General features: G+C 69.9%; 14 protein-coding genes and 1 tRNA gene. 5 read left to right on the forward strand and 10 right to left on the reverse strand.

Annotation, left to right across the window (positions count from 1 at the left end; translation table 11 throughout):
- On the forward strand, positions 1–1443 hold a 1443-nt coding region (locus tag ACZ4M5_RS25435), incomplete at its 5' end, for a Stk1 family PASTA domain-containing Ser/Thr kinase (RefSeq protein WP_467740137.1).
- Positions 1444–1524: 81 nt separating this feature from the next.
- Here ACZ4M5_RS25435 and ACZ4M5_RS25440 read toward each other — a convergent pair.
- The 5 genes from ACZ4M5_RS25440 to ACZ4M5_RS25460 form a co-directional block, all read right to left on the reverse strand.
- Positions 1525–2274 (reverse strand): class E sortase, encoded by a 750-nt coding sequence (locus ACZ4M5_RS25440; protein ID WP_467740138.1) that lies wholly within the window; start codon positions 2272–2274, stop codon positions 1525–1527.
- Positions 2275–2287: 13 nt separating this feature from the next.
- Entirely contained in the window at positions 2288–3484 is a 1197-nt protein-coding gene (locus ACZ4M5_RS25445; protein ID WP_467740139.1) for a class E sortase, read from the reverse strand.
- On the reverse strand, positions 3481–4119 hold the full coding sequence (locus tag ACZ4M5_RS25450; RefSeq protein ID WP_467740140.1) for an aminodeoxychorismate/anthranilate synthase component II: 639 nt from the start codon (positions 4117–4119) through the stop codon (positions 3481–3483). The genes ACZ4M5_RS25445 and ACZ4M5_RS25450 overlap by 4 nt, the downstream gene beginning before the upstream one ends.
- Positions 4116–4313, reverse strand: a complete 198-nt coding sequence (locus ACZ4M5_RS25455) for a hypothetical protein (protein WP_333931867.1) — start codon at positions 4311–4313, stop codon at positions 4116–4118. Before ACZ4M5_RS25455 ends, ACZ4M5_RS25450 begins: the two co-directional genes overlap by 4 nt.
- Before the next feature lie 190 nt (positions 4314–4503).
- Positions 4504–5286 (reverse strand): DUF881 domain-containing protein, encoded by a 783-nt coding sequence (locus ACZ4M5_RS25460; RefSeq protein WP_467740141.1) that lies wholly within the window; start codon positions 5284–5286, stop codon positions 4504–4506.
- A gap of 140 nt (positions 5287–5426) precedes the next feature.
- Here ACZ4M5_RS25460 and crgA point away from each other — a divergent pair, with 140 nt between their 5' ends.
- A complete protein-coding gene (gene crgA / locus ACZ4M5_RS25465) occupies positions 5427–5681 on the forward strand; it encodes a cell division protein CrgA (RefSeq protein WP_369196914.1) in 255 nt (84 codons plus the stop codon).
- A 255-nt stretch (positions 5682–5936) separates the two neighbouring features.
- Here crgA and ACZ4M5_RS25470 read toward each other — a convergent pair whose 3' ends face one another.
- Both ACZ4M5_RS25470 and ACZ4M5_RS25475 read right to left on the reverse strand, forming a co-directional pair.
- On the reverse strand, positions 5937–6827 hold the full coding sequence (locus ACZ4M5_RS25470) for a rhomboid family intramembrane serine protease (protein ID WP_467740142.1): 891 nt from the start codon (positions 6825–6827) through the stop codon (positions 5937–5939).
- A 93-nt stretch (positions 6828–6920) separates the two neighbouring features.
- Entirely contained in the window at positions 6921–7448 is a 528-nt protein-coding gene (locus tag ACZ4M5_RS25475) for a peptidylprolyl isomerase (RefSeq protein ID WP_369196912.1), read from the reverse strand.
- Positions 7449–7787: 339 nt separating this feature from the next.
- Here ACZ4M5_RS25475 and ACZ4M5_RS25480 point away from each other — a divergent pair, with 339 nt between their 5' ends.
- Entirely contained in the window at positions 7788–8489 is a 702-nt protein-coding gene (locus ACZ4M5_RS25480; RefSeq protein ID WP_467740143.1) for a DUF5324 family protein, read from the forward strand.
- Positions 8490–8644: 155 nt separating this feature from the next.
- Here ACZ4M5_RS25480 and ACZ4M5_RS25485 read toward each other — a convergent pair.
- Positions 8645–8717 (reverse strand) — tRNA-Ala (locus ACZ4M5_RS25485).
- Between the two features lie 180 nt (positions 8718–8897).
- Between ACZ4M5_RS25485 and ACZ4M5_RS25490 the strand changes: the two genes are divergently transcribed.
- Entirely contained in the window at positions 8898–9446 is a 549-nt protein-coding gene (locus tag ACZ4M5_RS25490; RefSeq protein WP_467740144.1) for a helix-turn-helix domain-containing protein, read from the forward strand.
- 146 nt (positions 9447–9592) lie between these two features.
- Positions 9593–11212 (forward strand): serine/threonine-protein kinase, encoded by a 1620-nt coding sequence (locus tag ACZ4M5_RS25495; protein ID WP_467740145.1) that lies wholly within the window; start codon positions 9593–9595, stop codon positions 11210–11212.
- A gap of 22 nt (positions 11213–11234) precedes the next feature.
- Here ACZ4M5_RS25495 and ACZ4M5_RS25500 read toward each other — a convergent pair whose 3' ends face one another.
- Both ACZ4M5_RS25500 and ACZ4M5_RS25505 read right to left on the reverse strand, forming a co-directional pair.
- Complete coding sequence (locus ACZ4M5_RS25500; RefSeq protein ID WP_467740146.1) at positions 11235–12479, reverse strand: hypothetical protein; 1245 nt, start codon at positions 12477–12479, stop codon at positions 11235–11237.
- Between the two features lie 260 nt (positions 12480–12739).
- Positions 12740–12868 (reverse strand): DLW-39 family protein, encoded by a 129-nt coding sequence (locus tag ACZ4M5_RS25505; protein WP_003999697.1) that lies wholly within the window; start codon positions 12866–12868, stop codon positions 12740–12742.
- Between the last annotated feature and the right edge of the window lie 308 nt (positions 12869–13176).

The raw sequence follows: 13176 nt of genomic DNA on the forward strand, positions 1-13176 counted from the left end.
GACGCCCGCTCGGACCTGTACTCCACGGGCTGCCTGCTGTACGAGCTGCTCACCGTCCGCCCGCCGTTCGTGGGCGACTCCCCGGTGGCCGTCGCCTACCAGCACGTGCGGGAGGAGGCCCAGGCCCCCTCGGTCTTCGACCCCGAGATCACGCCCGAGATGGACGCGATCGTCCTGAAGGCCCTGACGAAGGACCCCGACTACCGCTACCAGTCGGCCGACGAGATGCGCGCCGACATCGAGGCCTGCCTGGACGGCCAGCCCGTCGCCGCCGCGGCGGCCATGGGCTCGGTCGGCTACGGCGGTTACCCGGACGACCAGCCGACGACGGCCCTGCGCGCGGACTCCGGCGCGGGCGCCACCTCGATGCTGCCCCCGATGAACCCGGACGACGGCGGCTACGGCTACGACGACCGCCCCGACCGGCGCCGCGGCCAGCAGCGCAAGTCCAGCACCTCGACGATCCTGCTGGTCGTGGCCGGCATCCTCGTCCTGGTCGGCGCGATCCTCATCGGCCGCTGGGCGTTCGGCGGTGACGGCGTGTCCAACGACACGGTCCGCGTCCCCAGTCTGGTCGGGCAGAAGCTGGAGGACGCCAGGAGACTGGCGACCAACAGCGAGCTCGAACTCAGCACGACCAACAAGCCCTGCGAGGACCAGAGCAAGGGCAAGGTCTGCTCGCAGAACCCGACGGCTACCACCAAGGTCAAGAAGAACTCCACCATCGAGGTCGTCGTCTCCACCGGCGCCCCGAAGGTGACCGTCCCCAGTGTCACCGGCCTGAGCATCGACGAGGCCAAGGACAAGCTGGAGGGCGACAAGTACCAGTTCGACGTCAAGACGGAGACCCGGACGTCCCCCGAGGACCCGGGCAAGGTGCTGGAGCAGAACCCGACCACGGGCGAAGAGGTGGAGAAGGGTTCGACGATCACCCTGACCATCGCCAAGGCGGAGAAGAAGTCCACCGTCCCGGACGTGGTCGGCCAGAGCTGTGACGCGGCGAAGGCCCAGATGCAGGCCAACGACCTGGTCGGCAACTGCACCGAGCAGGAGACCGACGACCCCAACCAGGTCGGCAAGGTCATCTCCACCACCCCGCAGGCCAACCAGCAGGTCGACAAGAACTCGTCCGTGCAGATGGTGGTCGGCAAGGCCAAGGAGCAGAAGAAGGTCAAGGTGCCCGAGGTCCGGGTGCGGCCCCTGGGCCAGGCGAAGCAGATCCTGCAGCAGCAGGGCTTCACCAACATCCAGGTCTCCGGCCCGCAGGACGACAACGCCATCGTCACCCAGCAGGACCCGCAGCCCGGCACCGAGGTCGACAACCCGGGCGGCCAGACGATCACGCTGACGACGGCCGGCGGCGGGGGCAACAACAACGGCGGCGGTGACAACGGCGGAGGCGGCATCTTCGGCGGCATCACCGGCCGCAGCGAGGACGACTGACCGCCTCACGCAGGACGTACGGCAAGCGCCCCGGCACTCGACGAGTGCCGGGGCGCTTCGCTGTCGGGACCCGCCGTCACCTCACCGCAGTTCCTTCGGCAGGGTCCGCTGCTCGTCGACCTTCTCAACCCGCTCCAACTCGCCCCACACGACGTACCGGTAGGTGCTCGTGTACACCGGGGTGCAGGTCGTCAGCGTGATGTAGTGGCCCGGCTTCTTCCGGCCGGACTCCTTGGGGACGGGCGACAGGACCTGGACGTTGTACTTCGAGGTCTCGGGCAGGACGCCGTAGACCTTGTAGACGTACCACTTGTCCTTCGTCTCGAAGACGATCGGGTCACCCTTGGCGATCTTGTCGATGTTGTGGAACTTCGCGCCGTGGCCGTCCCGGTGGGCGGCGAGGGAGAAGTTGCCCTTCTTGCCGGACATCGGCAGGGCCGCCTTGACGGGGTCCGTGTAGTAGCCGGCGACACCGTCGTTGAGGATCTTGTTCGAGGTGCCCTTCTCGACCAGCACCTCGCCCTTGCTCATCGAGGGCACGTGCAGGAAGCCGATGCCGTTCTTCGTGTCGAGCGCACCGGGACCACCCCTGCCGTGGGCCCAGTCGTCACGGACCTTGTCGGCCTGCTTGCCGGCCGCGCGGTCGGCGACCACATTGGTCCACCACAGCGAGTAGACGACGAACAGGCCGAGGACCAGGCCCGCGGTGATGAGGAGTTCGCCGAAGAAGCTGACCGCCATCCCCATCGGACCGGGACGGCGCCGTGCCGCGGGCGGCCGGGACCCCCTGCCGGTGTGCTCTTCTGAACTCGTGTCGGTGGTCGCTGCCACTGGTCATCTGCCCTTAACTGACGAGCGCATCCGGCTTGCCCTTGCTGCGCGGCCGTTCCTCGACCATCTTGCCCCAGACGATCATCCGGTACTTGCTGGTGAACTCCGGGGTGCACGTGGTCAGCGTGATGTAGCGGCCGGGTTCGGTGAACCCCGACCCCTTGGGGATCGGGTTCAGGACGCTCGTGTTGCTGGGCGAGGTCACCGGCAGGATCGAGGCCATCTTGTAGACGTAGTAGTCGTCCTGCGTCTCGACGACGATCGGGTCGCCCGGAGAGAGCTTGTTGATGTAGCGGAACGGCTCCCCGTGCGTGTTGCGGTGGCCCGCGAGCCCGAAGTTCCCGGTCCTGTCGCCCGGCATCGCGGTCTTGAGCGCGCCCTGCGCGTAGTGGCCGACCATGCCCCGGTCCAGGACACCCTTGCTGCTGGTGCCCTCGGCGATCGGTACGACCACGTCCAGCTTCGGGATGTGCAGCAGGGCGAACCCCTGCCCCGGCTCGAAGGTGCCCGGGTTGCGCTTGCCGCTCGCCCAGTCGTTCTGGAGGCTGCTGGCCTCCTTGCCGGCCTGTGCGTGAGCCCGGACGTTGGTCCACCACAGCTGGTAGGTGACGAACAGCAGCATCAGCACACCGGCGGTGATGAACACCTCGCCGATCGCCCGGCTGGCCACGACCGCGGCACCGGGCTTGCGCGCCCGCGCCTGCCGCCGCGCCTCGACGCGGGACAGCGGCGCCCGCGCGCCCTCCCGGGCCGGCTGCCCGGCCCCTCGGGCGGCCCTCCGGCCCGACGGCGGGGCCTCGGCGGCGTCTCCATGGCGCCCGTGGCGGCCCTTGGCGGCCTTTCTGCGGGCCGCACGGCCGCCGGTGGCGGATCCGGGTCCTTGCGCCCCGCCGGCGCTCGCAGAGCCCGCTGTGAAGTCCTCGCTGGGCGGCGGATCCGGTATCCGCAGCGCGACGGTCTCCTCGTCGGTCACGGGCGGCGGCTGGTACTCCTGCGGCACCGGTTCGTACGACGCCGGATACGGCTGCCGCGCCCCGGGCGGGAACGGCCCGCGCCCCGGGCCTGGCCCCTGCGGGTACGGCTGCGGCCCCGCCTGCGGGCCACCCCCGTAGGCCGCCGGTCCCGACCACTCCTCGAACGCGCCCGGCGCCCCGTACGACTGCTGCCCGTACGAGGTGTCGGACTCGCGCTCGGGGCGCAGCGCGGTCACGCCGTGGCCCTGCCCACCACCGGGGCGAGCCCGGCCGACCTCGCCACCGCGCCCTCGTCGCCGCACTCCGCCAGCCAGTTGGCCAGCATCCGGTGCCCGTGCTCGGTCAGCACCGACTCGGGATGGAACTGCACTCCCTCGACCGGCAGTTCACGGTGCCTGAGGCCCATGACGATGCCGTCCTCCGTCCGCGCGGTGACCTCCAGCTCGGGCGGCACCGTGGCCGGCTCGGCGGCCAACGAGTGGTAGCGCGTCGCCGTGAAGGGCGACGGCAGACCCGCGAAGACGCCGCCACCGGCGTGCTCGACCAGGGACGTCTTGCCGTGCAGCAGTTCCGGCGCCCGGTCCACCACACCCCCGTACGCCACCTGCATCGACTGCATGCCGAGGCAGACGCCGAAGACCGGGACGCCCGTCTCGGCGCAGTGGCGGACCATGTCCACGCAGACGCCGGCCTGCTCCGGGGTGCCGGGCCCGGGGGAGAGCAGCACACCGTCGAAGCCGTCCTGGGCGTGTGCCGTGGAGACCTCGTCGTTGCGCAGGACCTCGCACTCGGCACCCAGCTGGTACAGGTACTGGACCAGGTTGAAGACGAAGCTGTCGTAGTTGTCCACGACCAGAATGCGCGCGCTCACTGGTTGTCCACCGTCACATCGTTGAAGGGAAGCAGCGGCTCCGCCCACGGGAAGACGTACTGGAAGAGGACGTAGACCACGGCCACGACCAGGACGAGTGAGATCAACGCCTTCACCCACGCGTTCCCCGGCAGATGCCGCCAGATCCAGCCGTACATGCCGTCCCTTCCGTCGTACCACGGCACCAGACCCACGCCGTACAGCCACCAGACTAACGGCGCGGCGCCTCTGGTTTCCCGGCCTCCGCTCCGGTTCGCAGGTGGTCGGCGTGAGCTGCCGGCCCGGACCCGTCCACCCGGAAGTACGTGGGACAGCGTCGATCGCCTCGAAGTCGGAGGGCACTGTTTTGTACGGGCCCATGGGATGTACGTGATCGCGAAAGGCCTACTGCTCCACGGGCTTCGCGTAGTGCAGGTCCACGGTGCCCGAGTAGCCGGGCAGCGTCACCGGGCCGTTCTCCTCGACCTTCCAGCCGAGCCCGTAGACGTTGACGTAGACCATGTAGTTCTGAATGGCGGGCGCCTCGGCCAGCGCCTTCTTCAGCCGCCCCGGATCCCCGACCGCCGTGATCGTGTACGGGGGCGAGTAGACGCGGCCCTGGAGGATCAGGGTGTTGCCGACGCAGCGCACGGCGCTGGTGGAGATCAGCCGCTGGTCCATGACCTTGATGCCCTTGGCGCCGCCCTGCCACAGCGCGTTCACCACGGCCTGGAGGTCCTGCTGGTGGATGACCAGGTAGTCGGGCTGCGGCTCGGGGTAGCCGGGGAGCTTGGCGGTGGCGTCCGGCGGGGCGTCGTCGAGGGTGACGGTGAGGCCTTCGCCCTTGAGCTTCTGCGTCCCCGCCCGCTTCTCCAGGGCCGCGAGCTTGGCATCCTCCGCGCGCGTGCTGCCGTCGTCCCGTTCGGCCAGGGCCTCTATGTCCTGGCGCAGGGCTCCGTTGCTCTCGTCCAGCTCGCCGTTCTCCCGGCTGCGCTCGTGGATGAGGTCGGACAGCTTCAGCAGCGAGGTGTCCGTGCGGATGTTGGTGCCCTTGGCGGTGTTGAAGCTGGTGAAGAAGATGAGTCCGGCGAGAGCGAAGACAGCCGCCGTGAGGATCCGCACCGGCCGGAAACGACGTTCGCGCTCGGGGGTGGATCCCGTCCCGGGGGAGTCGGCAGAATTGCTCAACGTACCCTTATCTCCTTCGGCGCGGCGGAAGCACTACGCTAACGGACGCCCCGGGGGAGCCATCGGAGTCCCCTCCCGCTGCCCCGAGACCGACTCAGTTACCTGCGCGGCCACGCAGCGCATCGACAGGAGAGACCCTCGTGCCGAAGTCACGTATCCGCAAGAAGGCCGACTACACGCCGCCGCCTGCGAAGCAGACGACCGCGATCAAGCTGACCAACCGTGCCTGGGTCGCGCCCGTCATGCTGGCCATGTTCCTCATCGGTCTGGCCTGGATCGTCATCTTCTACGTCACCGACGGCTCACTGCCCATCGACTCCCTGGGCAACTGGAACATCGTGGTGGGCTTCGGTTTCATCGCCGCCGGATTCGGCGTCTCGACCCAGTGGAAGTAGCGGTCACCAGCCGGTGAACGCAGCTCTGCCCAAGGTTGTTCACTGAGTTATCCACAGCAGTTTTCCACAGGTGGAAAAGAAACGACGATCTGTGGATAACTCGGTGAGTGTTGACGCCGGTATGACGGAAGTACCACGAGTCGAAAATACGTTCGCCCCCTGTCTGACCTGCGGTGACGCAGGTAGGTGACAGGGGGCACGTATGTTCCCGCACCGTATGCACAGGATCGGCCACCCGCTGTGGACAACGCCTGCTCAGGTGAGCTGTACGGTCCTCAGCACGGTCAGCAGGACGACCACGGCCAGCACCAGGGCGCACGTGCCGTACTGCACCAGGGCGCGGTGCTCACGCGGGGCGTGGACCATGCCGTATCCCACGATGACACCGGCGACGAGGCCTCCGATGTGGGCCTGCCAGGAGATGTTGAAGCCCGGGCTGAAGGTGAAGATCAGGTTGATCGCCAGCAGCGCGATGATGGGCCGCATGTCGTAGTTCAGCCGGCGCAGCAGCACGGCCGTGGCACCGAACAGCCCGAAGATCGCTCCGGAGGCGCCGAGCGTCGCGGTGTTGGGTGAAGCCAGGAGATAAGCCAGGGCGCTGCCCGCGAGTCCCGAGACGAAGTACAGGGCGAGATAGCGCACCCGCCCGAGGGCCGCTTCCAGCGGACCGCCGAGCCACCACAGGCTGAGCATGTTGAACGCGATGTGCCAGATCTCCTGGTGGGTGAACATCGAGGTCACCATGCGGTACCACTCGCCTCCCGCGACGCCCTGCGTGGGCGTGAAGGGAGCCGGGGGCCAGGCGCCGAGCAGGACGAGGTCGCTCAGCAGGGATTCGTGCACCGAGACGGCGATGAAGACGGCCAGGTTGATCCCGATGAGGAGCTTGGTGATCAGCCGGGGGTCGGCCATGACGGCACCGCCGGCGATCGTGCGGGGCACGGCGGCCGAGGGCGGGTGACCGGTGCCGGAGCCGGTCCGGACGCACTCGGGGCACTGGAAACCGACCGAGGCGTCGACCATGCACTCGGGGCAGATCGGACGCTCGCAGCGGGTGCAGCGGATGCCGGTCTCGCGGTCCGGGTGGCGGTAGCACAGGGGGACGCTGTGGGCGTCCTGCGGGCTGCCCGCAGCCTGGTCGTCCATGGAATCCCCTCGGTCGTGGTGAAAAGGCCCGCCCTGCCCATCCTTACGGACGAGCAGGGCGATTGGTTCCCCGTGGCGACCTCGGTACCCGGCTCAGCGGGTCTCGATGACGACCGACTCGATGATCACGTCGTTCAGCGGGCGGTCGGTGCGCGGGTTCGTCTGGGTCGTGGCGATGGTGTCCACGACCTTCTGGCTGGCCGCGTCCGTGACCTCACCGAAGATGGTGTGCTTGCGGTTCAGCCACGCCGTCGGGGAGACGGTGATGAAGAACTGCGAGCCGTTGGTGCCCGGGCCGGCGTTGGCCATCGCCAGCAGGTAGGGCTTGTCGAAGCGCAGGTCCGGGTGGAACTCGTCCTCGAACTGGTAGCCGGGACCGCCGGTGCCGTTGCCCAGCGGGTCACCGCCCTGGATCATGAAGCCGCTGATCACCCGGTGGAAGACCGTGCCGTCGTAGAGCTTGTCCGTGGTCTTCTGACCCGTCTCCGGGTTCGTCCACTCCCGCTCGCCCTGGGCGAGCTCGACGAAGTTCTTGACCGTCTTGGGGGCGTGGTTCGGCAGCAGCCGGACCTCGATGTCGCCGTGGTTGGTCTTCAGGGTGGCGTAGAGCTGCTCAGCCACGATCTGCCTTCCGTTGTCTTTCTGTGACTCTCTGATCCTCGCATGGACGGGCCTTCGCGTCGTCCGGCCTCGGTGCAACGGGGGGAAACCCTCGGCGGGCGGTCGCAGAAATCCGGTCGAGTCCCTCAGGGTCGGGGGCGGACGACGGCGATCCGTGGCATTGTCGACGACAAGCTCCTGTTGCCCCTTATTCATCCGCTATCGCACGTGATCGGCGCTCGGGCGCTCGTTCGCGTGACCCGGATGCCCGTCCGCGCATGCCCAGTCGTGCACCGAGAGGCATGATCCGTAAAAGGGTGGAAAGTCGAATTACCGTACGCCACCGAGGAGGAGGAACCCGTGACCCGCATCGACAGCGTGCGCGCCGCGACCGGTTCGGCGAAGGAGAGCGTGCTGCACGCCGCGGAAGTGGTGGCGCCCTACGCCGACACGGCCAAGGACAGGGCCGCGCACTACGCACACGAGGCACGCGTACGGCTAGCGCCCAAGGTGACGCAGGCCGCCGGGCAGGCTCGCGTTCAGTACGGCACGCACGTCCAGCCGTATCTGGAGCAGGCCCGCACGCACGTGCCACCGAAGGTCGACCAGGCCGCCCATGAGGCTGCCGTCCGCACCCGCAAGGCCGCCCGCCAGGCGGCGGAGTACTCCCGGCCGAGGATCGAGCAGGCCGTGGCCGCGGCCGGACCCGTCACCACCGAGGCCGCGGCACGGAGTGCGGCTGTCATGGCCGCCCTGCGTGGACAGGTCTCGTCGAAGGAGATCCAGAAGCTCGTCCGCAAGCAGCAGCGGCGGGCCAAGGCCGGCAAGGCCATGAAGACGCTGGTGATTCTGAGTGCCGTCGCGGGCGGTGCCTTCGCCGCGTGGAAGTGGTGGGACAAGCAGGCCAACCCGGACTGGCTGGTCGAGCCGCCCGCGGCGACGGAGGTCCCCGAGTCGGGGCGTCTGTCCTCCGTGGACGGCACGGGCGAGTCGGTCCTGGACCCGGAGGTCGAGGCCAAGCAGGCCGAGGATGAGGCCGCCCAGCGCGACGACCGTTCCTGACGAGCCGGATCCAACAGCGCGGCGGGGCAGAAGACTTGAAGTCTTCTGCCCCGCCGCGCTGTTTCACGTGAAACACCCGCCCGGGGAAGATCGCAGCACACACGAAAAAGACCCTCCGCATCTGCGTTTCCGCAGCTCGGAGGGTCTTTTCGCAGTGGAGCCTAGGGGAGTCGAACCCCTGACATCTGCCATGCAAAGACAGCGCTCTACCAACTGAGCTAAGGCCCCGGAAGGAGACGTCCGACCCGGAAACCGCGTCCCGGCGGGCGTCGGAGACCAGAGTACCGGGTCACCCCCGGGATTCCGCAAAAAGATTGGGGGTCCCCGTCGACGACCACTCTCCGTAAGATGCTCGGCGTGGTTCGCTACCGCGAACCGCCGTACTTGGGGAAGCGATGGGGAGACGCAATGGACGCCGCACAGCAGGAAGCCACCGCAAGAGCGCGGGAACTGCAGCGGAACTGGTACGGGGAGCCGCTGGGGGCGCTCTTCCGTAGGCTCATCGACGATCTTGGGCTCAACCAGGCTCGTCTCGCGGGGGTGCTGGGACTGTCCGCGCCGATGCTGTCCCAGCTGATGAGCGGTCAGCGGGCGAAGATCGGCAATCCCGCCGTGGTACAGCGGGTGCAGTTGCTGCAGGACCTGGCGGGACAGGTCGCCGACGGCAGCGTCAGCGCCGCCGAGGCCACCGAGCGCATGGAGGAGATCAAGAAGTCACAAGGAGGCTCGGTGCTCGGCAACACCACGCAGACGACGAGCAGTTCGGGAGCGCCCACGGTCAAGCGCGTCGTCCGCGAGATCCAGTCCCTGCTCCGCTCCGTCGCGGCCGCCGGCGACATCATCGACGCCGCCGAGACCCTCGCCCCCACGCATCCGGAGCTGGCAGAGTTCCTCCGGGTCTACGGCGCCGGCCGCACCTCGGACGCCGTCGCGCACTACCAGTCCCACCAGAACTGACCTCGGCCCGCTGCCGAAGGGGGTCGGCAGCAGGCAGTGAGCGAAGTGACGGGGGATGCGCGCGGTACGGGGGATGCGCACAGGCGGATGATGCGCCACGGCACGGGCAACGGGGGTAGCCACTGGGGGAGGAGCGACGTACAGCCATGGGTGAGGTCTTCGCCGGCCGGTACGAACTGGTCGACCCGATCGGACGCGGAGGAGTCGGCGCCGTCTGGCGCGCCTGGGACCACCGCCGTCGCCGCTACGTGGCCGCCAAGGTCCTGCTGCAGAGCGACGCGCACTCGCTCCTCCGGTTCGTCCGCGAACAGGCCCTGCGGATCGACCATCCCCATGTACTCGCCCCCACCAGCTGGGCGGCCGACGACGACAAGGTCCTGTTCACCATGGACCTGGTGGCGGGCGGCTCGCTGGTGCACCTGGTCGGCGACTACGGCCCGCTTCCGCCGGTGTTCGTCTGCACCCTGCTCGACCAGCTGCTGGCCGGACTGGCCGCCGTGCACGCGGAGGGCGTCGTGCACCGCGACGTCAAGCCCGCCAACGTACTCCTGGAAGCCACCGGAACGGCCCGGCCGCGCCTGCGCCTGTCCGACTTCGGCATCGCGATGCGGCTGGGCGAACCCCGTCTGACCGAGACCAACCTCGTGGTGGGCACGCCGGGTTACCTGGCGCCGGAGCAGTTGATGGGATCCGAGCCGGACTTCCCGGCCGACCTGTTCGCCGTGGGACTGGTCGCCCTGTACCTGCTGGAGGGCGCCAAGCCGGACAGCAAGGCACTGATCCACTACTTCGCCGAGCACGGGACGCCCGGCGCGCCCAAGGGCATCCCCGAACCGCTCTGGCAGGTGGTGGCCACCCTGCTCCAGCCGGACCCCGAGGCGCGGTTCCGGACGGCCACGGGTGCGCGCAAGGCCCTCGCGGCCGCGGCGGAGCTGCTCCCCGAGCCGGGCCCGGACGACGAACTGATCGAGATCTTCGACCAACTCGGCCCGCTTCCACAGGGGTTCGCCCCCGAGGGCCCCCTGCGGCGGGCGAAGGGGCTGGGGCCCGCCCAGGTACCGTCCGGACGGCAGCAGACCGGCGACGGCCCGGAACACGGCCCAGGCACCGGTACGGGCGGCGAAACCGGTCCGGGCACCGGGACGCCGGGTTCCGTGACCGGCTCGGGCATGACGGACAGTGAGCGTGCGGGACCGGCGACCGACGAGTCGGCAGGGCAGGAGAACCCCCGGTCACCCGGGGCGAACGAGCCTTCGCAGCCCGGCTCTCGCCCCACCGGCCCCACCCACCCCCCAGGCACCTCCCGGCCCGCACCGGCCGGGCACCAACCCTCGACCTCCGACCCCCGGGATGCGGCGGCCGCCCATGCCCGGCCCCCCTCCATGTCGGACACCGGCAGCTTCCACCTGCCGCCCCCACACGCCACCGGCACCTCTTCCCCCGCTCCGGTGCCGCCCGCCGAGGCACTCCCCCCGCAGCGCCCCGTCTCCCCCCACGACCCCACGCACCCGCTGCCCCCCGCGCAGCCGGCCCCGTCGACGTACACGGCCCAGCCGCTGCCGCCCGCGCAGCACTACCGTGTCGACACCGTCACGGCCTCGTACACCGCCCACAGTCCACAGAGCGCACCCGCCGGTCAGCAGCCCGCACGGCATCGCGCCCGGCGCCCGGTCCGTCCCGGGCCCCCGGCCAAGGCGGTCGTCCCGCTCCTGGTCCTGGCGCTCGCCTGCTACGTCGTGGGCTTCTGGGCCCTCGCCCAGATCTGACGCGGTCCAGCCCTTCCGGGCGTCAACCGGGCGCGGCGCTCCGCCGGCGAGCCAGCAGCGTCCAGACCCCGAGACCCACCAGCAGCGCGCTCCCGGTGCCGATGCCGCTCACGGCGACCACGCGCAACGCGGTGTCGTCACCCCCCGCAACCCCGTCCGCCGCGGCCTGCCGGTCCTCCTCGGAGACGTCGAAGACACCCTCGGGATCGGACGTCCCCGCGTAGTCGGGTCCGGCCTGTGCCGTTCCGCTCACCTCGACCCGCAAGGTCATCGGGAAGGGCCCGTCCCCGAAGCTGTCGGCGACTCCCTCCGACAGATGGGCGACCAGGTAGTAGGAGCCCGCGAAGCGCAGCGCGCCGGTCTGTGCCAGGGGGGAGTTGCGGTTGGCGTGGTCGACGGGCGGCAGGGGCGGCAGACTGCCTGACTGCTGGTCGCCGTCGAAGCCGACGCCGATGCGGGCGACATGGCCGCGCGCGGGGTTGTAGAGGGTCACTTCCAGGGCGTCCGAGGCGTATCCCGTGCCACCGGAGCCCGAACCGCCGAGGTCGGCGGTGACGGAGAGCTGCTGTCCCCAGTCGACCGGCACCGCGTAGAAGACCGTCTGCCCGGGACGCAGCTCGTCCCGCCAGACCCCCTGGTCCAGAGGGGTCGCCCCGGCGAACCCGGCACCGCCGTCGCGCTGCTCGGCGTCTCCTCGAAGCGGTTTCGGCGTGGCCGAGTCCCCTGCTTGGGGCGCCCCGGTGGCACCGGCCTTCACCGTCCGCGGCTCCGTCACGGCCAGCAGTTCCAGCTGCCAGGTGTCCGGTGAGGAGCCCTCGCCCTCCGGGTCGGCCCGCTCGACGGACACGTAGTACGCGCCGGCTGCGCGGCACAGGGGCTTGCCGGGCGAGATCTCGCGCATGCCCCAGGCCGCGATCGGGTGCGGGCTGCGGGCGGAGCCGAACGGCGTGGTGTCGACGGAGCAGGAGTTGCCCTCGGCGTCCTGCACGGACACCTTGAGGCCGTCGACGACGGAGACGGAACTGCCCGGGGGTGGCACGGCGGTGACCGAGACGTAGGCGTTCGTGGTGGCGTCGAGGTCGAGGCGGTAGCTGACCTTGGCGCTGCTCGGGAGCGAGCTCCGGTAGGACCGGCCGGGTACCAGCGGGTCGGCGTCGGCGGTGCTGCGGGCTCCCTCGATGCCGGTCGCGTCCCCGGCGAAGCCGTAGGGGCTCGGTGCCGCGACCGTCCCGGGCAGCGCCGGCAGGGCCATCGCCTGCCCCGGCACGCCGGCGATCGAGAGGCCGAGCGCCAGTGTCGCGGCCCCCCGGCGCACCGCCCGCGCGGGACGGCCGCGCCACGCCCTCGTACGCCGTCCCCGGGCCGTACGACACCGTCCCCTCACGTCCCACCCCTCACCGTCGCCGGACCACGAACCGTGAAACCGTGGCCCATCCTGCCCCGCCCCCGGGCTCCGCGGCCGCCCCTCGGCACACAGAACCCCGACCGCGACGCGGCCGGGGTGTGTTCGCTATGGGTGCTCGTGGCTCACGAACCCGTGGGCACGGAGTCGGTCGCCTCCGTCCACAGATCCTGCTCGGCGCGATCCGCCTGGATCTGGCGGTACACGAGGAGCCCGCCGATGGCGGCCAGTGCGACCAGGAGAAGCTTCTTCACCGCGCGACCTCGTCTTTCCTTGACGTAGGGGACCTCTGGCGCCCGACTATACACACCGACCGATACCGATCGGTGACCTGAGTCGGCCCTCAACTCGCCTCCCCCACAGCGGGATAGGAGCGAAGGCGGCCGATCCGATCGGAGGGTGATCACACCCCGACGGACGGTTACTTCTGTCCCTTCTTCAGCGCTCTGCGCACCATTTCGCCCCTCATGCGGCCATCCGGGTGGTGTTCATCTGAACATCGCGGCGCCACGGTCGGAGATCCACCACTTCCCGGCCCACATACACATCATGAGGAAAGTAC

The sequence above is a fragment of the Streptomyces sp. NPDC026246 genome, assembly GCF_055567995.1.